Origin of the sequence: Mesorhizobium sp. M0019 (genome assembly GCF_040323975.1) — a bacterium.
Lineage (GTDB): Bacteria > Pseudomonadota > Alphaproteobacteria > Rhizobiales > Rhizobiaceae > Mesorhizobium.
Window position 1 is genome coordinate 1 of sequence record NZ_JAMYVK010000038.1, and the last position, 18,683, is coordinate 18,683.

The window sequence follows — 18,683 nt, forward strand, 5'->3', positions numbered from 1 at the left end:
CGAAATCAGGGTTGGCCGGCCCGATCCGCCGCGCCATTTCCTTGACTTTGGCAAGTCTCTCGCGCAGCGGGACGCTGCCGCGGTTGCGCTCGATCTCATGGCGCAAGGCGGTTCTGACGGCCTCGGTCTTGCTGCGCGCGTTGGTAATGTGCTGCAGCTCGACGGCCATGGCGTCGACGTCGGGATCGCGAATGAAGAGCGGCATTTTGTATATCCTCATGAGTGATATATGTATATCACACCGGAGATATACTCGCCAGCGAATTCGCGAGCGGCGGTTTTGATAAGGAGGGGAGGGAGGAATGCAGCTCGCGAAAATCCGTCGGGAGGTTCGGTTCTGGTGCTCAGTCCTTGGAATTGCTCGGCGTCTGAAACACGTCGCTCCGGCCATGTCACTGTCAACGCCCACATGCCCAAGGCGTATCGACGCTACGTGCGCCGACGCATGCGCATCCCAACATCCGCGGCGACCGATTGATGTCGATAGACCGCCCACGCGCCCGACGAGGCCAGCGCCAGCTGCATCGATTGCGTCAGGTTCATAACGGCCATAATCCCGGCCCAGCGAACTCTCTCGTTAGGGCAGCTCGGGGAGTGCTAGCTGGATACTCTTGGGAACATCCCGAGCGCATGATCCGGCGGCGAGGATAAACAATCTGAACCACGCGCTGCCTCCACATGATGGCGCCGGCGAACTCAACGAAGCCGTGCTGCCATTCGTGGTGAACTGGATAACACGGCCTATCTTCTCGCTCGAAAATTCGGCGGCCTCGACAATCATTGCCGGGGTTACCTCGACGGATCCCTTCGCCGTCTATCCGCGTCTCATCGGCTGTCGCGCTGATCCGGATTGACAGCCACCCGCAACTAAAAGGGCCGTTTGATGACACCTAGGCCTCCCCAGCAGTATTAGTTCACAAAGCAGGTCGGCACCCCTGCGATCCGCTGGATCCGGTCAGCGTGTGCTTCGGGTTCGGGGTGCAAGATCAGGCGGTGCCATTTGCACGGATGGCGGCGAACCAACCACCACGGCAGGGGCGCCAGATTGCTCACCACGTTGGCTCTCTTCTTCGCGGCTCATACTTTGGTGAGCAGCTTGCATCTCCGGAACGGTGAAAACCGGCACCTCGCCCTTGAAACCCTGGAGCTCAAAGGCGCCCGCCTGGACGACCGGCATCGATGCTCCTTCGGCAAAGCCGGGGCCAAGCACCAGGGGGATGCCCAGCTTCTTGGTCGTCGACTCGAGCCGTGCCGTGCGGTTCACCGGGGAGCCGATCGCGGTGTAATCGAAGCGCCGTTCGGAGCCGAAATTGCCTACCGAGCAAATGCCCGTCTCGATGGCGACGCCGATTGCGATGGAGGGGTGGCCGTCCGCGCTGAAGGCGGCGTCTTCACGCTTCACCCGTTCGATCAGGGCAAGCCCCGCGTCGAGCGCGCGCTCGCGATGGTCCGGCTGATCAAGCGGCGCGTTCCAGAAGGCGAGCACCGCGTCGCCCATGAACTTGTCGATGGTGCCGTCGCGCTTGAGGATCTCATCGGTCGCAATGCCGAGGAAGTGGTTGACCACCTTGGCGATTTCCTGGGTATCGAGCTGTTCGCTCATCGTCGTGAAGCCGCGTATGTCGCTGAGCAGAATTGTGATCTCGCGCTTCTCGCCGGACAGGATTGCCTCGGTGTCCGAGCTTGCGAGGCGCTGCACCACGGAGGGCGACAGATATTGGGAGAACTGTCGTGCCAGGGTGGACCGGCGCTGCTCGCTGCGCCTGTAGAGGACATAGCCTTCGAAGCCGGCTACGAGTATCGTCGCAAGCGCCGGCTGCAGCGGGTCATAGAGTGCACCCTGCAGGCTGTATTCGAGAGCGCCGAACACGAAAGGCGTGACGGCCAGCAGCGCCAGAGCCAGGGCACCAAGCACGACACGCCCGGCGAGCACTCCGGAAAGCCCGATGAAAACGACGGCACCGAGGACAAACCAGAGCCGCTCAAGCGTACGTGCGTGCGTTGGCTCTGCAAGATAGCGCCCGGCAAGCATCTGGCCGATCGCATCGGCGTGGATGTCCGCCCCTGGTCGCGCTGGACGCGTCGGGGTGGGCAGGTACTGCGTCAGTCCCACGGCCGACAGATCGACGATGGCGATGGCGTCCCGCAGCCGCGGATCGCCATGGCCCGAAAGGATAGTGCTGGCAGATATACGCGGCGTATCGATGGCGGTTTCCCAGAGGCGGATGCTTCCCTCCGGCTCGAGCGGCACAATGGCGCCCGACATCCTGAGTGCGTCGAACCCGGCGGCATTCATCCGGGCTATGTAGCCGTCCTGTCCGGCATAAAGGCGCAGGAGCTCGAGTGCGAAGGACGGCCACAGCTGCACGCCTTGAGCGGTGTTGCGAAGCCACAGCAGCGGCACATGGCGCAGTTCGCCGTCGGGATCGGGCAAGGTGCGAATTACGCCGAGGCCTGCGGCGGCGTTCGAGAATTCGGCAAGCGAGCCGGTCAGGCCGGTGAAGCCGGGAAGTGTGTCGGGTACCTGCCCGACGATCGACCAGCCGGCTTTGGGTTCTGCTTCTGAAACCGTCGCCTCATTGCCTAGGCTGACGGCAAGCGCCGTTCGATTTTTCGCCAGCGCCGCTGCCAGCCGCTTGTCTCCGGCGATGCCCGCAGGCGAGGTGTCGGCCTCGGGGAGTACCAGCGCAAGCCCGACCACCGCCGCGCCGGATTCGGTGATGCCATCGACCAGATCGGCCAAGAGGCCACGGTTCCAGGGCCATCGCCCATGTGCCTTGAGGCTGGCGTCGTCTATCGACACGATCACGACAGGACTGCTCGTCGCCTGGCGTGGGGCGAGAAACTGGTAGAAGTCGTACGTCCGCTCACGCAGGCGCGACAACGGCCCGTCAAAAGCCAAATGGCAAGCGAGCAGCAGGAGCACGACCGCAAGGCCGGATATTTTGCGCCTGCCAGCTTGCCGCCAATCAGCCCAGCGCCAACCGACCAAGAGGCTCATGTCGTGCGGCCAGGCCTAATTGCAGTAGTAGCAGCAACCCTCACCCTCACACTCGCCCTTATCCACGCCCCCGCCCACAGGTGGCGTTAGGCTGTCGGGGAACTCTATGGCCACTCCTGGCAATGCGCCGTCCGTGGACTCGCAGACTTTGAGCGAGCCGCCGAGTGCCGACGCACAAATCGCGCTTACGTCCAATCCAGGACCCGGTGCGCCTGGCAGGCCGGTGCCGGCTATCCGGTCGATGCTGTCCAATATCGGGAAGGTGTCGATTCCGCCGTAGCCGGTCAGCAGCTTGCCATCTTCCGATGTGCAGGCGTAGCCCGGGTTTGTGATGACCAGCCGTTTGCCATTGATCGTACAGGTCATGCGGCCGGCGCGCAGTATGCCGACGGTCTGGCCGGCTGCCACCAGCACTTCGATGATGCCGCCTCTCGCCCCGAGCACCATGTGCGGCGTCGCAACCTGCATGACGCCCCCTTTCGAAACCTGGCCGCCATAGAAACGGGCCAGGCCGCTGTTCATCCCGATGTCGATCTTTCCCGATCCGGAGCCCGGATTGTAGACGAATTCATCGATCGTCAGGCTGGTGTTCGGACCAATCTTGGCGCTCGATTCATCCCGGAACACCAGCATTCCAAGACCGGTGGGATTGCTGCGCAGCTGGTCGCCGAGTTCGACGCCGGCACCAACGTTCATTGTCCCGCCGTTGTTGCGGACGATGTTGGTCTGATAGGCCGTCATCGACCCGACCGTCTCAGCGGCGGATGGTGCCGCGAAGGCAAGGCAGGCGATAAAAATGGCGATCTGACGGTACGGGGTCCTCATCGCGGCCTCTTTCAATTGAGCGTCAACGTATAGCTCATGAGCATTTCGAACGATTTTCGGTCGCGGTTGGCGATGTCGAAGTTGGTTTCGCGATAGGCGAGATCGACGCTGATCTTCTGCGCCTCCGTCAGCTGAAAATCGCTTTCGGAGGCAATGCGCCAGAAGTCGCTCTTAATATTTGTGCCGATGCCGACAGACAGATCGGGAGTGTCGCTGTGGCCGGCCGAGAAGGCGATCTGGTGCGACCATGCGAAAAGATCCGGTACGTTCATCAACAGGCCGCCATAGCGGACCTCGCCCGTGTAGCTGCGGCCGATTTCGCCAGATCCGGAAGCGAAGTCATTCGAGCCGACAAAGCGCAGTCCGAGCGCCTGGCCATTGCGGAAGCGGTAGCTGCCGCCTGCCTCATAGAAAACCCTACTATCGGCGAAAATGCCCTGTGAGGCGCTTAGCTCGATATAGCCGCCGCCTGCAAAAAGCGTCGTCTCGACCGTCGGGCGCACAAGAAAGCGCCCACTGACGCCGATGCCGGTTTCATGGATATCGCTGTCGAAGCGATCTGTAACGGTAAACGCGGAAAGCAGCAGGCGCAGCGAATCGATCCCACTGTTGGGCAGTCCCTTGTCCCAGGTGATCGCGGCGTTGCCGTGGATGAAAGTCTTCTCGCTACCCGGAACCGACAGGTCTTCCGTGAAAAAGCGCTGTGTCGCCGTCAACGACCCTGAAAGGACGAGAGCGTCGGCACTTGGCGTGCCGAGGTCCCACCGGACAAAGCCTTCCGCCCGCCCATAGGGCGAGACGAAGCTGTCGTCGTCCTGCGCCCCGTCCGGCTCAAAATCGGTAAAGGCGCTGAACACGCCGCCGGTCAGGGCGAGTTCCCAGGTGACGCCACGCAAGGCGCGATCGATGCGGGCGAGCAGGCGAACGGCTTCCTGCTGCTCACTTGCCGACAGGCCGCCGACTTCGATGCCGTACTGCACCTGCCGCCGGGCCAATTCATAGGAGCCGACGTGATAGTACAACCGGCTGGCCGCCAGCCGGGCGCGCGCATCGCGGGGATATTTGATCAGATACTGCTCGATTGAGGAGATCGCCTGATCGTATTGCCCCGCGTTGACGGCAACCGTGACGAACTGGGCGAGCGTTCCGTTGTCGGCCGGACTGGCGATGCGGGCCGAAAACGCATCGTCATATGCCGTAAAAAGACCTTGTGCGCCGGCCGGCAATACGCCGGTACAAAGCAGCGCCGCGGCGCAGCCGAAGATCGTTCGAAACGAAGATTGCATGCCGAGAACCCACCCCAAACCCGACTAGTGCGAAGGACTTAGCACGACTACAAGAAAAAGGCGACTGAACGGTCACCAGACCATGCGAGTCTCAGCAGCTGTTGCAGCTGCGCAACAAACCATTAGGTTTATTCGTATTTCGGCTGCGCTGGTTGTAAAAAAATCTTCTCAGCGTTGCTGTAGAAATTGAAGTATTCGGCGCCATGGACAACTAACTCAAATCCTCACCAGTCGTGGATTGCACAGCCGACAAGATTAATGTTGTTTGCGCGATTCTGCGCGTATCTGGTCACCAAATGAGCTATCAAGCTCACCCCACGGCTCATCCAAGGTCTTCCGCGGCGTTGCGCAAACGGACGGAGAGCTGCCGGAAGGTGCTTTCCGCAATGGCCTGCGCGATTGCGTGCTGGCCTTCGCAATTTCGTTGAACGCTACGAGGTCAGCTTATCGCCCCCGACCCCCAGGGACGCGTCACCGGACGCGTCTTGCTACAGCACGAGCATGGTGGCCAGCCCCAGCATCAGGCCCATGCCTACGATATCGGTCACGGTGGTGAGGAAGATCGCCGAAGCGACCGCCGGATCGGCGCCGACCCGGCGCAGGCCCAACGGGATCAGCACGCCGGAGATTCCGGACATGAGGCACGATCCGGACATGGCAAGCAGGATCACAAGTGCCAGCATGGGCGCCTGGGCCGCCGACTCCGGTTGCCGCGAGGCGTAGAACCACATCGCCGCAGCCGCCACAAGGCCGACGAGCACGCCGTTGGCGATCCCGAGCGCGCCCTCCCTCATCACCAGGTGCAGCTTCGGTCGTTTGTCCACATCCCCCAGGGCAAGGCCACGCAGCGTCATAGCCAGTGCCTGGCAGCCGGTGTTTCCGCTCTGCCCGGCCAAGACCGGGAGGAACGCTGCCAAGGCGACGATCTTCTCGATCGTGCCTGTGAATGAACTGACCACGAAAGCGGCCATGAAGGCCGTCAGCAGGTTCAGCTGCAGCCACGGATGACGCTTCAAGAAGGCTGAAAACAGCGGCGTAAAAGAACGCTCCTCCTTCTGGACACCCACCATCTGGCCAGACTGGGCAGAAATCTCGATGATTTGCTGCTCGAACAGCCGCCAGCCGCGAACCTGCCCGAGCAGACGGTTGTCCGCGTCCACCACCGGATAGACAGGGTAGTGACGGCGTACCGCCGCCTTGCAGGCGTCGCTCAAAGAGAGACCGACGTTAAGGGCGAACGGCCTGGGCAGCATGATCTGATCGACCATCGCGTCCGGTTCGCTCAGCATCAGATCGCGCAGGACCACCAGGCCAACCAATTTATCGCCTCCGTCCGTGACGTAGAGATAAGTGAGCTCGGTCGGCACCTGGGCGCGTCTGACCGCCTCCACTGCGGCGGCTACCGTCGTCGCGACAGGAACGCTGGCGGGAATCGGGTCCATCAGTTCGATGAGCGAATCGGGGATCACGAAATCCTTGCCATCGGTATCAGGCTTGATAGGCCTCATATGCGCTGGCAAATGCTCCGCCACCTTGCGGGCGTGCCCATCCGGCAATAATTTTAGTGTGTCCCGGATGAACTCGGGAGATTCTCGGGCCAGCAATTCAGCCGCGTCATCAGGTGCTCGAGCACGCAGCGTGCGCACCAACTTCTGAACGTCGTTCTCTTCCTTCATCTGCCGCCGCCCCCATTGCTAGTGTCTTGCCTCTGACAGTATGACACGGATCGGATCGCTCTGTCTGGCGCGCAGTGGCCCAAGCGCCTCGATCCGGAAGTCTTCGCCTCTCGGCGCGCCTAGTGGACCGAGCCCAGACAGATCTGAGCCATTGTGGGGTGCATACAGGCGGGCTGTAACGTCAGAGTGTCGCCGAGAATTTGACGTGTTGCGAACTTCACCGGTCTTTTGGGCTTTGCGAGCACGCCGCACCAATGAAACTTAAACCCGGAAATTCTGCAGAGGCAGGCTCTCCGGCGTTCGAATTGATTGCCTCATCCGGCGCATCTTGCCAGTTTCACCAGATCTGGAGGCGAATGAATTCGCCAAGATGACAAGTGATTTGCGTGAAACCGTAATAGTTTAGCGTTTGAAGTCTGTCAGGAACGAGAGGTGCTGTTGAGAGCTTGCAGGTCCGGGAGCAGGCAGTCTGCTTTGTGAGACTCGAGGTCGTCGCGCTCCGATCCGAGTTAATGTAGGCCGGCCTACGGATTATAGCGGTTAGACCGCTCGATCGCACCTGGGGGGCGAACGAAAACTTGTTTCGAGAGTGGCATCGGTTCGGTAATTACCATCTCACCTGATCAGCTATCCGGACTGGTCTGGCATTCCTGGCCCGCCATCGGGGGATGCCATATGAGCAGCACTATCGCCACAGGTTTTAACTCAGTCTCTGGCCTTGAAGCGGACTTTCGCAGCTTTGCCGATATGGGCGTCGAAGCCGTCGAACTGACCCTGACGACCCTCGATCTCATAGCGGGTGGCCGCGTCGTCCCCGAGAGAGCCGAGAGGTTTATCGAACTGACCAGCCAATTCGATTTCCGCAATATGGTTCACGGCGCTGTCCCATCGAACCTCATGGACCCGGCGGTCTGCCGCTACCAGATTGATGCCGGCAAAGCCTTGGTCGAACTGTCCGATCGGATCGATGCGCGGGTGCTTGTCCAGCATAGCGGGCATTGTCGCGCCGACCAGCTTCTCGATGGTCCCGGTTTCGAGGAACGCAAACGCGAAGCGTTGTTTCGAGCTCGCCGAATTCCGCAAGCCCTATGACGTGCGCATCGCCATCGAGAACCTCTTCGCCATGGACCCGGGTCAGTGCTGGCAGACCCCCGGCCGAGGCAGCGCAGACGGTAAAGGCGGTCGGTCATCCCAATCTGGTGGCTTTCATTGATTTCAGCCACGCCTATATTGAATCGACCCATCGCGGCCTGAACTTCCGCGAGCAGCTGCGGACCATGGCGCCGATGGCAGGGCACCTGCATGTCCATGACTCCTTCGGGTTGCCCGCAGGGCTTCCACAGAACCTACCTCCCGCAGGGTGCAGCTCTGGGTATAGGCGACCTGCACGTGCCTCTCGGCTGGGGCGATATCGAATGGGATGACATCTCCATTGAGCTGGCCTTCTTGCCGGGGATCGCCCTCATTATGGAAATCGGACCCCGCTATTGCAATGAGCAGCCCGGATGCCTGGCCGGGGCAAAAAATCTCATCGCCTTGAACAATGCGCTGAGCGCGGAGCGGCGGAGTAAGGTCGAGAATCCGCGACTGTGGTGGTGCCAATGTCGGCCAGAGCCGCCGAACTCGTTGGCAGCGAGCCGTTCCGCATTGGTAAGATCGACCGTAACGAGTCTTGTCGGTCCTGTTTTCGATGAGGTTGTAACAAGAGTGCGGCTGGCGGCACGATACAGTCGCGGGATGCCCCCGCATTTCGGTTTGCTCGCTGCCGTGAGGTCATTTACTTTCGAGATGGCGTACCAGTCGTACGCCGGGTCCGCCGCTGTTTTCTGGGATGAATTCGATACCGGCAACCTCCAACGCTTGGCGAATCGCTGCCATATTGTTCGGATGCGGAACCCGGGCGCCTCGCTCGAAATCGACCACCGTAGGCCGTGATACCTTGGCCGCGTCCGCCAGCTCGCGCTGACTTATCCCCAGCATCGCGCGAGCGCCCCGACACTGCGCGGCAGAAATTTTACTATAGGTCAAACGTTTGTCTCTTGGGTTGACTTTTCACCGGTAACTTGTCAAATTGTCCCGGTTATACGTGCGGCAAATTCGCGGCCGAACAGGATGTTTGCACCATCCCGCCCGGCCTGACCGCAACCCAAGCTGATTGGAGCTCGGATCATGGCTGATTCCGACAATACCACGACTCTGCCTTACGTCACCCGCAGGCGAGTGCTTGCGGGAACAGTCGTGGCCACCACCGCGTGGACGCTCGAAGGCAACGCGTCCGCAAGCGGCGCCGGAAGCACGAATGTGCGTTCTGATCCTGCACTGGTGCTTTGGCGGGAATGGGAGACAGTCCACAAACAGACCGAGCGGCTTTGCCGCAGGCAGCAGCGCCTGGAGACAATGCTTGTCGAGAGCATCGGCTTTCCCTGTGTGACCGTTCGCCTGGCTGAGGGTGAGCAGGTGACGGTCCATTCGATCGAGATGCTCGATCAAGTGCTCGGCAAAGCGCCAGATAAGGCGACTCTCCGCAATAAGGCCGAAGCTGATTTCGCGGCGCATCAGGCACGCTGGGATGCGGCTGCGGAGAAAACTGGCTACACCGCCGCCTTCAGAGCCGAGCGCGAGGCTGGCGAGAAAATGCAAGATCTGCTGCAAGCGTTTTCAGCGACTCCCGCCACCACTGTCGCCGGTGTGGCAGGCAAGCTCGATGCCGTATTGCGCGAGGGCGAGGCATGGGAGGAATGCTCCGAATTTCCTTGGCCGCAAATCCGTTCAGCGCTTAGCGACTTGGTGCGCATCGCCGAAAGCTTTGGTGCTGACCGGGTGCGGCGCCAAAGGATCGGTCATGACCAAGCTGAAACTCTCCGCCATTCCCTATGACCGTCCGGTCAAGATCACGGTCGAACTGCCCGGCGCCGTTCATCGCGATCTCGTCGCCTATGCTGAATTGCTCGGCCGCGAGACCGGACAGATAGTCGCCGATCCGGCAAGCTCATAGCGCCGATGCTGACCCGGTTCATGGCAACGGACAGAGCCTTTGCTAGAGCCCGACGAACCCTGAAGGCGGGATGACTATTCGGGTCATTGCGGCCGTCAGGACGAATACCGATCGCGCAGGAACGCGATGAAGATCGGCAGGGCAGGATTGGCGTTGTCCGGGCGCCAACGGGCAAAATTGCAGATCTGGATTGGCTTGCCCCCGATCCGCAGCTTACGGCAGACGGCACCTTCAGGAACACCGTTGGCATCTCCGTCGTGGATCAGAGCGACTCCCAGACCGTTTCCGACGAGGCGCAGAAGGATGCCCGCACTGACGTGATGTTCGACGATTGCGGGAAGCTGCACGCCATTTCCAACAGCGTCGGCGAGCAGAAATGCTTCGCCCCTGCGCACAAGCAGCGTCTCCTGGCCTAGCTCCGACCACTCGATCACGGGACAGTTTGCGAGAGAATGATTTGAAGCAGCAACGACGGCCAGAGTATCCTTCCACAACATTAGTTCGAATGGGCCGCCATTGGAGCGCGAGGAGGAGGTCACGGTGACGTCGACCTCGATGCCGCCCAGAGCAGCGCTAGGCTCGGGGTGGGACCCCTCTATCAGGCTAACGGTCACATTTGGATGACATTTACCGAACTCGATGATCGCATCCAGCGCCCGCCCGGCGAGGATGAGTCCGTTGGAGCCGATGGAAAGCCTTTGCTGTTCATTCTTAATGCCGGTCCTGGCCAGCGTCAGAGTATTGTCCAGTTCGAGCAGCACGGAGCGCAGACGATCGAGGAAACGCTCGCCGGCCGGGGTTGGCCCAACGCCGCGGGCATGGCGATGAAATATCGTCGTTCCCATCGCGTATTCGAGATCGCGTATGCGCCGGCTGAGCGCAGTGTGATCGATCCCGGCGCGCCGCGCCGCGCGCAGAAAGCTGCCCTCTTCTGCGACCACAAGCGCATAATTGAGTGTCCTGAGTTGAATGGAGCTCCGCATCTTTGCTCAAGGTCAATGCAGCGACAAATCGCTGACGTTTGAGCGCTTTTGGCCGTGGCGTGCTATCCCCAGATCTCAGTATTGACATTGAGTGAAACGATCTAGGCCTCCCTTTAAGGAGATCACGAGGGTAACGACGATACATTCCACTTTTCGGGCGAACCTTATGGAGAGTACGTCGCGCCAGCCCCAGGAGAAGAGCGCCACCCGGACTGGTTACTTCGCTTGGAAATCCGGTGCTTGAACAAAGATAGAGCGGCGGACCGGCTCGAGCTGAAGGTCCGCCGTTCCGGGTCATTCAGATCACAAGGAACGAAGCTGCTGCAAGCGACAGACCTGGAGAGAGAGTGGCGAACTGTATTTGAGCTGCCCCGCCGATCCCGTCGCTGTCGAAAGAGAGCGCCCCGGTTGAGCTGTTGTAGATGATATGGTCGGAGCTGTCATGCGCAGCCGTGCCGGCAAAGAAAGCATCGGATGAAAGGCTACCCAGCTTAAGCCCGGCAAAAACGGCGTCGTCGAGCTGGATCTTGTCCTGAAGCTTGTTGAAATCGGTGATCCTGTCGATATTGCCCGCTCCAAGAGCGCTGTTGAACACGAAGGCATCATTGCCTCCGTTACCGGTCAAGATGTCGGCACCGCCGCCACCATTGATGATGTTCGCGCCGGCGTTGCCCTGGATAGTCTGGGCAAAGGTATTGCCCGTCAGGTTGATTGCAGACGTACCGGACGGGCTGGTGGTGGCGAGAAGCTCGATCTGTGAACTGGCCGAAAGCGCATGGCTGACAGCAGCGAACACCCTGTCTGTACCGCCGCCGACCGCCTCGTAAACTCTGTCGCCGGCATTGTCCACATAGTAGGTATCGTTGCCGCCATAGCCGACCATCGTATCAGCGCCACCGCCGCCATTAATGACATTGGCGCCGGCGTTGCCCCCGATGCTCTGGGCGAACTCATTGCCGGTGAGGTTGATTGCCGATGTGCCCGACGGGTTGGTAGCAAGAAGCTCAATCTGCGAGCCGGCCGAAAGCGTATGGCTCACAGCAGCGAACACCCTGTCTGTACCGCCGCCCGCCGCCTCATAAACTCTGTCGCTGGCATTATCGACATAGTAGGTGTCGTTGCCGCCATAGCCGACCATCGTATCGGCGCCACCGCCGCCATTAATGACATTGGCGCCGGCGTTACCCCCGATGCTCTGGGCGAACTCATTGCCGGTGAGGTTGATTGCCGATGTGCCCGACGGGTTGGTAGCAAGAAGCTCGATCTGTGAGCCGGCCGAAAGCGTATGGCTTACAGTAGCGAACACCCTGTCTGTACCACCGCCCACCGCCTCGAACACCCTGTCGCCGGCATTGTCGACATAATAGGTGTCGTTGCCGCCATAGCCGACCATCTTGTCGGCGCCGCCGCCGCCGTTGATGACATTGGCGCCGGCATTGCCCTGAATGGTCTGGGCGAACTCGTTGCCTGTAAGATTGATGGCCGTCGTGCCGGACGGATTGCTGGTGGCGAGAAGCTCGATCTCCGACCCGGCCGAAAGCACGTGACTTAGGGAGGCAAGTGCTTTGTCGGTACCGCCACCCGCCGCCTCGATCTCCTTATCGCGGACATCATCGACATAATAGGTGTCATTGCCACCATAGCCGATCATTGTGTGGCCGCCGGCCCCGTGAAACACATCGTCGCCGCTGGTGCCATACAAGGTGTCGCTTGTGTCGACGGGAGGCGGAGTGGTCCCCGTCGTTGCAAGGTTGTGTTCCCGGAAAACGGCCTGCAGTTCCGAAGAGCTCTCCAACGCTGTGTCGCCTCGCTGCGAACCCCAGGCGTATGCGTAGTCGAAGGCGGGTGACGGAACCAGCTTGGCCCAGTGCTCCATCATGATTTCCATCTGGGCGGCGGTGGGCACCACATATTTGCCACCCATATCGGTGTTATACTCGCCACCTCCAAACGCCTGGTAACCCGGAACGATCTGGCTCGTCGGGATGCCCGATGCCTGAGCGGCGGCAACGAATTTATCGATCATGTTGTAGTCGACCGGGCCATCCGTGCGGACCGGATAGACATCTATGCCGTAGTAATCGATACCCGTATTGGCGGGATTGTACGTGCCCCTGAAATCCGGATTCGCCGACGTGCCCAAGCTCATCATCGTGATGTAGGTCTTGGCGCCTGGAAAATGCTCATGGATCCAGTCGGATTCTGCCTTCAGATTTGCGGCAGAGGCGTAGGTGCCCCATTGGCCGGTGGGATCCGGCTCGTCAACCAGGAAGAACCCAAATACGTTCGGATTGCCGAGGAAAGGAGTAACCTTGTCGATAAAGGATTGGGTTACTCCGTTGGCCTCGTCGAGGTAGACCAAGCCTTTCATGCCCTCTGGCAGCTCGTTGACCTGGTCAACATATTGCACGCTAGCCAGATTGAATCCGGCTTTTGCAATGTCCGTGCCGGATCCGCCCGACGTGTAATGGAGAGTCGCCATCCATAATCCCTCATTTTGATTCGATAGCGCCCCGCGGATGCCTGCCTACTAGAAGGTGTATATTAGCGCCAAATCACATACCTGCACGCCCTGATAGAATGGTTGATCGGCGGCAGGATTCCCACGTTGCGGCGAAAAATATACTTACGGATAGTCGACACCGATAAAAGCAAATTTAACTTCAGAGCTGCCCACGTTGTTTTCCGAGAGATGCTTATTGATATTTCTACAACATTCTACTTGTTACTGACAGCGCAAGATAACATGATCGCCGTCGTTTAAAAAAAGAAATTGAATTTTATTAAAATTAGTTTGATGATTGCCGCCAGTTTGCTACTAGAGAGGCATTGGAGGCGCTGACATATCTGAAGAAAAGCACCAAAAAATCCGATGTTTTGGATCATAAAAGTCTCAAACTATAAGATCGAACGCCAAGCGTGGCAGAAAAACTGCTTTTCTCCACAAGATGCATTTGACTGCCGGCCAATTGAGCCGACATTAAACTAAGATGCCAGCCGGATCGCGCTCTCTGCCGGAGACACCAATTTGTTGTGGACAGATACCGCAGATACCAGTCCGCGACCAAGGTGTCTGCAACTGAGATTACGACTCGGGAGATCGTCAGAATTTGCGCGGCCTGAGACATAGGTGACGTTTTGTACCGGACACATGGGTAACACTTTTGGCTTTTGGCCGGAGGTGTTGATGCCGTGGAGAGAGTGTTCGGTGATGGAGGAACGTCTACGTTTCGTTGCCCGCCTTCTCGAGGGAGAAGGCATGAGCGATGTGTGCCGGGATTTCGGGATTTCGCGCAAGACTGGCTACAAAATCTTCAACCGCTATAGGGAGGAAGGGCTGGAGGCGCTTTGCGACCGATCGCGGCGGCCGGTGAGGTACGCCAACCAGTTGCCCGAGCAGATCGAGCGGCTGATCGTCGAGACCAAGCGCGAGAAGCCGCATTGGGGCGCTCGCAAGATCAGGGAGTTGCTGGTCAGGAAGCTCGCCGGTGATGTGCGTATCCCGGCCAAAAGCACCGTGCATGCCGTGCTCGACCGTCACGGCCTTGTGAGCCAGGCCCGCAAGAGGAACCCGGCGAACAAGGCCGTGGGCACGCCGCTGTCGCAAGCCGCCGCCCCTAACGATCTGTGGTGCACCGACTTCAAGGGGGAGTTCAGGCTCGGCAACGGTAGCTACTGTTACCCCCTGACGGTCACCGACCAGACCTCGCGCTATGTGCTCGCCTGCGAAGCGCTCGAATCGACAAAGGAGACGCCGGTCATCGAGCCTTCGTGCGGCTGTTCAGGGAGCGCGGCCTGCCCGCCGCCATCCGCTCCGACAACGGGCTCCCCTTCGCTTCGCCTAACAGCCTCTACAATCTCTCGCGCCTGTCGGTGTTCTGGCTCAGGCTCGGCATCGTCATCGAGCGCATCCAGCCGGGCAACCCGCAACAGAACGGCCGCCACGAGCGCATGCATCTGACCTTAAAGAAAGAGACGACCAGGCCGCCCGGCATGAACATCCTCCAGCAGCAGGCGAGGTTCGACGCTTTCATCAGCGAATTCAACGAGGAAAGGCCACACGAGGCGCTCGCCATGCGCACCCCGGCCGAGCTCTACACGCCGTCCTCAAGAGCCTATGAGGGCCTGCCGGAACTGGAATACCCCTTCCACGACCGCGACATCCTGGTTACCGCTTGCGGCCGCATCTGCATGCACAGGAAGAAGATCAACGTCTCGACCGTGCTCGCCGGTCAGAGGCTGGGAATCAAGGAGGTCGACGACGGCATTTGGCTCGTCAGCTTCATGCATTACGATCTCGGGTATATCGACTTGGAACAGAGGACCTTGCAGACCATCGACAACCCGTTCGGCACGAGGTTGTCACCCATGTCTTAAGTACAATCTGTTACCTATGTCTCCGGGTTGGACAATTGGAGAACTGGCTGGGGCGCCAGGATTCGAACCTGGGAATGTCGGTACCAAAAACCGATGCCTTACCACTTGGCTACGCCCCAACAGCCGGAGCATGCCCGCTGTGCGCGCGGCCTTATAGGACGAGCCGGGAGAAAGCTCAATGCCGACATGCCGACATATCGACTATGCGCGACCGACCCACCGGTTTTTGCAATCGTCAATTTGAACGGACCTATTCACCCCACACCGCCATTTCATTGCCGGCCGAATCGACGAAATGGAACCGCCTGCCGCCGGGGAATGAAAAGATCGGCTTGACGATGGTGCCGCCGGCATTCTCGACGGCGCTCAATGTTTCCTCCAGCCTTTCGGAATAGAGCACGGGCAGCGGCCGGCGCATCTTGGCCATCCGCCTGAAAACCGCCGTCCAGCCCTTCGGCAAAGGCTGAATAGGTCGGCCCGTAATCGGTGAACGACCATGAGAAGGCCGGGCCTTCACGCTGTCCAGCGTTCCGCCCGTCGCTGGCATTTCCAGATAATCGAGCTTTCCGGTCATTCCCATCGCTCTGCCTTTTGTTCTCGATATGTTCTACAACAAAGCTTTCCAAAAAGCAAGTCTTTTCGGCGCCGGTTTCTCTTAATCGATTGTAGAGGCCGGCCGGCTTGGTCGATGCCTTGCCTTTCGCACTGCAGCATCATATCGCTCGATTTGCCAATATTTCCAATCTCCTGCAACCGGGGAGCAAGCATGACCAAATGGGTGTACACCTTTGGCGACGGCGCCGCGGAAGGCCGTGCCGGCGACCGCAATCTGCTCGGCGGCAAGGGCGCCAACCTTGCCGAAATGTGCAGCCTGGGCCTGCCGGTGCCGCCGGGATTCACTATCACCACCGAGGTCTGCAACGCCTATTACGCCAACGGCCACGCGTATCCGGCCTCGCTGGAAGCGGATGTGGCGGTCGCCCTCGATCACATCGGTCGGCTGACCGGGCGCCGTTTCGGCGATCCGTCGAAACTGCTTTTGGTGTCGGTGCGCTCCGGTGCCCGCGCTTCCATGCCCGGCATGATGGACACCGTGCTCAATCTCGGCCTCAACGACGAGACGGTCGAAGCCTTGGCCGCCGATTCAGGCGATCCGCGCTTTGCCTATGACAGCTATCGGCGTTTCATCCAGATGTATTCCGACGTCGTCATGGGCCTCGACCATGAGGTCTTCGAGGAGATCCTCGAAGACCAGAAGGGTGGGCTCGGCCATGAGCTCGACACCGAGCTGACAGCCATCGAATGGCAAGGCGTAATCGCGCTCTACAAGGCCAAGGTCGAGGAGGAGCTCGGCAAGCCGTTTCCGCAGGATCCGAACGAGCAGCTCTGGGGCGCCATCGGTGCGGTGTTTTCCAGCTGGATGAACAACCGCGCGATCACCTATCGGCGCCTGCACGACATTCCCGAAAGCTGGGGCACGGCTGTCAATGTCCAGGCCATGGTCTTCGGCAATATGGGCGACACCTCGGCCACCGGCGTTGCCTTCACCCGCAATCCGTCGACCGGCGAAAAGCAGCTTTATGGCGAGTTCCTGGTCAACGCCCAGGGCGAGGATGTCGTTGCCGGCATCCGTACGCCGCAGAACATCACCGAGGCGGCGCGCATTGCCGCCGGGTCCGACAAGCCGTCGCTGCAGAAGCTGATGCCGGACGCCTTCGAGGCTTTCGTCACCATCTCCGACCGCCTGGAAAAGCATTACCGCGACATGCAGGATCTCGAATTCACCATCGAGCGCGGCAAATTGTGGATGCTGCAGACCAGGTCAGGCAAACGCACCGCCAAGGCGGCACTGAAGATTGCCGTCGACATGGCCAGGGACGGGCTGATTTCGAAGGAGGAGGCCGTCGCCCGCATCGATCCGGCCTCGCTCGACCAGTTGCTGCATCCGACGATCGATCCAAAAGCGGCGCGCGATATCATCGGCGTCGGCCTGCCGGCATCGCCAGGTGCTGCCACCGGCGAGATCGTGTTTTCCTCGAATGACGCCGAGGAGGCCAAGACACAAGGCCGCAAGGCGATCCTGGTGCGCATCGAGACCAGCCCCGAAGACATCCATGGCATGCATGCGGCCGAAGGCATCCTGACGACGCGCGGCGGCATGACCAGCCACGCCGCTGTTGTGGCGCGCGGCATGGGCAAGCCTTGCGTTTCGGGCGCAGGCTCGCTGCGCGTCGACTACAAGGCCGGCACGCTGATGGCGATGGGATCGACGTTCCGCAAGGGCGATATCATCACCATCGACGGCGGCAACGGCCAGGTGCTGAAAGGCGCGGTACCGATGCTGCAGCCGGAACTCTCGGGCGATTTCGCCGCCATCATGGAGTGGGCCGACGGCGCGCGCCGCATGAAGGTGCGCACCAATGCCGAGACGCCGCTGGATGCGCGCATGGCGCGGTCCTTCGGCGCCGAAGGCATCGGCCTTTGCCGCACCGAGCACATGTTCTTCGATGGCGACCGCATCATTGCCATGCGCGAGATGATCCTGGCCGATACGGAAAAGGATCGGCGAACGGCGCTGGCCAAGCTGTTGCCGATGCAGCGCTCGGATTTCCTCGAACTGTTCGAGATCATGGCCGGCCTGCCGGTGACGATCCGGCTGCTCGATCCACCGCTGCACGAATTCCTGCCCAAGACCGAAGAGGAGGTAGCCGAGGTCGCCGCCGCCATGAACGTGTCGGCGGACAAGCTCAGGCGGCGCACCGAAGCGCTGCACGAGTTTAATCCGATGCTCGGCCATCGCGGCTGCCGGCTTGCCGTCTCATATCCCGAAATCGCCGAGATGCAGGCACGAGCCATCTTCGAGGCAGCCGTGGAGGCCGGCAGGAAGGCCGGCGCGCTGGTGGTCCCCGAAATCATGGTACCGCTGGTCGGGCTAGTGAAGGAGCTCGACTTCGTCAAGGCACGCATCGACGCCGTCGCCAAAAGCGTGATGGAAGAGACCGGCGTCAAGGTCGATTACCTGACCGGCACGATGATTGAATTGCCGCGCGCCGCAATCCGCGCCCACGTCATCGCCGAGGCGGCCGAATTTTTCTCCTTCGGCACCAACGATCTGACCCAGACCACCTTCGGCATCTCGCGCGACGATGCCGCCTCATTCCTCGAGACCTACCGGAAAAAAGGCATCATCGAACAGGATCCCTTCGTGTCGCTCGACATAGAGGGTGTCGGCGAGCTGGTGCGGATGGCGGCCGAAAAGGGCAGGGCGACGCGGCCCGACATCAAGCTCGGTATTTGCGGCGAGCATGGCGGCGACCCGGCCTCGATCCATTTCTGCGAAAAGGTCGGCCTCGACTACGTCTCGTGCTCGCCATACCGGGTGCCTATCGCCAGGCTGGCCGCCGCGCAAGCGGCGGTGCAGGCTGCAAAGAACGGCCGCGGATAGGAGTTGGAGTCCACCGGCATCTGACCTTACTGATTTGTAACCGAATTCACGCGAACGTGCGTCTGTCGGCTCCAAATCCCGACATCGTTTCTGCC

11 protein-coding genes, 1 tRNA gene and 4 pseudogenes are annotated in these 18,683 nt (G+C 60.3%); 6 read left to right on the top strand and 10 right to left on the bottom strand.

Annotated features, from left to right (window positions below; all coding sequences use genetic code 11):
* The coding region (locus tag NKK47_RS24225; RefSeq protein ID WP_352578506.1) for a type II toxin-antitoxin system VapB family antitoxin at positions 1 to 205 on the bottom strand (205 nt) is incomplete at its 3' end.
* Between the two features lie 406 nt (positions 206 to 611).
* Between NKK47_RS24225 and NKK47_RS24230 the strand changes: the two genes are divergently transcribed.
* The gene (locus tag NKK47_RS24230) at positions 612 to 854 is read left to right on the top strand and encodes a hypothetical protein (RefSeq protein WP_352578507.1); all 243 of its coding nucleotides are present in this window, start codon (positions 612 to 614) and stop codon (positions 852 to 854) included.
* Positions 855 to 955: 101 nt separating this feature from the next.
* On the opposite strand, the gene NKK47_RS24235 is transcribed toward NKK47_RS24230, so the two are convergent.
* The 4 genes from NKK47_RS24235 to NKK47_RS24250 all read right to left on the bottom strand — a co-directional run bounded on the left by NKK47_RS24235 (position 956) and on the right by NKK47_RS24250 (position 6,788).
* Positions 956 to 3,001 (bottom strand): CHASE2 domain-containing protein, encoded by a 2,046-nt coding sequence (locus NKK47_RS24235; protein WP_352578508.1) that lies wholly within the window; start codon positions 2,999 to 3,001, stop codon positions 956 to 958.
* A 15-nt stretch (positions 3,002 to 3,016) separates the two neighbouring features.
* Positions 3,017 to 3,826 carry a FecR family protein gene (locus NKK47_RS24240; RefSeq protein ID WP_352578509.1) on the bottom strand — a complete coding sequence of 270 codons (810 nt, stop codon included), beginning with the start codon at positions 3,824 to 3,826 and terminating at the stop codon, positions 3,017 to 3,019.
* Between the two features lie 11 nt (positions 3,827 to 3,837).
* Positions 3,838 to 5,112: a tetratricopeptide repeat protein gene (locus NKK47_RS24245; protein WP_352578510.1), complete on the bottom strand. Its 1,275-nt coding sequence runs from the start codon at positions 5,110 to 5,112 to the stop codon at positions 3,838 to 3,840.
* 488 nt (positions 5,113 to 5,600) lie between these two features.
* Entirely contained in the window at positions 5,601 to 6,788 is a 1,188-nt protein-coding gene (locus NKK47_RS24250; protein ID WP_352578511.1) for a magnesium transporter, read from the bottom strand.
* A 675-nt stretch (positions 6,789 to 7,463) separates the two neighbouring features.
* On the opposite strand from NKK47_RS24250, the pseudogene NKK47_RS24255 reads away from it, so the two are divergent.
* Positions 7,464 to 8,345, top strand: a pseudogene (locus NKK47_RS24255) (TIM barrel protein); the annotation flags it as partial.
* A 216-nt stretch (positions 8,346 to 8,561) separates the two neighbouring features.
* On the opposite strand, the gene NKK47_RS24260 reads toward NKK47_RS24255, so the two are convergent.
* The gene (locus NKK47_RS24260; RefSeq protein ID WP_352578559.1) at positions 8,562 to 8,768 is read right to left on the bottom strand and encodes a helix-turn-helix domain-containing protein; all 207 of its coding nucleotides are present in this window, start codon (positions 8,766 to 8,768) and stop codon (positions 8,562 to 8,564) included.
* A 189-nt stretch (positions 8,769 to 8,957) separates the two neighbouring features.
* On the opposite strand from NKK47_RS24260, the gene NKK47_RS24265 reads away from it, so the two are divergent.
* Together NKK47_RS24265 and NKK47_RS24270 are read left to right on the top strand one after the other, a co-directional pair.
* Positions 8,958 to 9,665 carry a hypothetical protein gene (locus NKK47_RS24265; protein ID WP_352578512.1) on the top strand — a complete coding sequence of 236 codons (708 nt, stop codon included), beginning with the start codon at positions 8,958 to 8,960 and terminating at the stop codon, positions 9,663 to 9,665.
* A pseudogene (locus tag NKK47_RS24270) lies at positions 9,631 to 9,857 on the top strand (DUF2274 domain-containing protein). The gene NKK47_RS24265 and the pseudogene NKK47_RS24270 overlap by 35 nt, the downstream one beginning before the upstream one ends.
* Before the next feature lie 21 nt (positions 9,858 to 9,878).
* On the opposite strand, the gene NKK47_RS24275 reads toward NKK47_RS24270, so the two are convergent.
* Positions 9,879 to 10,766: a LysR family transcriptional regulator gene (locus NKK47_RS24275; protein ID WP_352578513.1), complete on the bottom strand. Its 888-nt coding sequence runs from the start codon at positions 10,764 to 10,766 to the stop codon at positions 9,879 to 9,881.
* A 298-nt stretch (positions 10,767 to 11,064) separates the two neighbouring features.
* Entirely contained in the window at positions 11,065 to 13,248 is a 2,184-nt protein-coding gene (locus tag NKK47_RS24280; RefSeq protein ID WP_352578514.1) for a calcium-binding protein, read from the bottom strand.
* A gap of 705 nt (positions 13,249 to 13,953) precedes the next feature.
* On the opposite strand from NKK47_RS24280, the pseudogene NKK47_RS24285 reads away from it, so the two are divergent.
* Positions 13,954 to 15,143, top strand: a pseudogene (locus NKK47_RS24285) (helix-turn-helix domain-containing protein).
* A gap of 44 nt (positions 15,144 to 15,187) precedes the next feature.
* Here NKK47_RS24285 and NKK47_RS24290 read toward each other — a convergent pair.
* Both NKK47_RS24290 and NKK47_RS24295 read right to left on the bottom strand, forming a co-directional pair.
* A tRNA-Gln gene (locus tag NKK47_RS24290) sits at positions 15,188 to 15,262 on the bottom strand.
* Between the two features lie 131 nt (positions 15,263 to 15,393).
* Positions 15,394 to 15,723, bottom strand: a pseudogene (locus tag NKK47_RS24295) (VOC family protein).
* Between the two features lie 186 nt (positions 15,724 to 15,909).
* On the opposite strand from NKK47_RS24295, the gene ppdK reads away from it, so the two are divergent.
* Entirely contained in the window at positions 15,910 to 18,588 is a 2,679-nt protein-coding gene (ppdK, locus tag NKK47_RS24300) for a pyruvate, phosphate dikinase (protein ID WP_352578515.1), read from the top strand.
* Positions 18,589 to 18,683: the final 95 nt, after the last annotated feature.

Coding starts and splice junctions, on each gene's coding strand:
- NKK47_RS24235 (WP_352578508.1), bottom strand. CDS start 3,001: ATGAGCCTCTTGGTCGGTTGGCGCTGGGCTGATTGGCGGCAAGCTGGC.
- NKK47_RS24240 (WP_352578509.1), bottom strand. CDS start 3,826: ATGAGGACCCCGTACCGTCAGATCGCCATTTTTATCGCCTGCCTTGCC.
- NKK47_RS24245 (WP_352578510.1), bottom strand. CDS start 5,112: ATGCAATCTTCGTTTCGAACGATCTTCGGCTGCGCCGCGGCGCTGCTT.
- NKK47_RS24250 (WP_352578511.1), bottom strand. CDS start 6,788: ATGAAGGAAGAGAACGACGTTCAGAAGTTGGTGCGCACGCTGCGTGCT.
- NKK47_RS24260 (WP_352578559.1), bottom strand. CDS start 8,768: ATGCTGGGGATAAGTCAGCGCGAGCTGGCGGACGCGGCCAAGGTATCA.
- NKK47_RS24265 (WP_352578512.1), top strand. CDS start 8,958: ATGGCTGATTCCGACAATACCACGACTCTGCCTTACGTCACCCGCAGG.
- NKK47_RS24275 (WP_352578513.1), bottom strand. CDS start 10,766: ATGCGGAGCTCCATTCAACTCAGGACACTCAATTATGCGCTTGTGGTC.
- NKK47_RS24280 (WP_352578514.1), bottom strand. CDS start 13,248: ATGGCGACTCTCCATTACACGTCGGGCGGATCCGGCACGGACATTGCA.
- ppdK (WP_352578515.1), top strand. CDS start 15,910: ATGACCAAATGGGTGTACACCTTTGGCGACGGCGCCGCGGAAGGCCGT.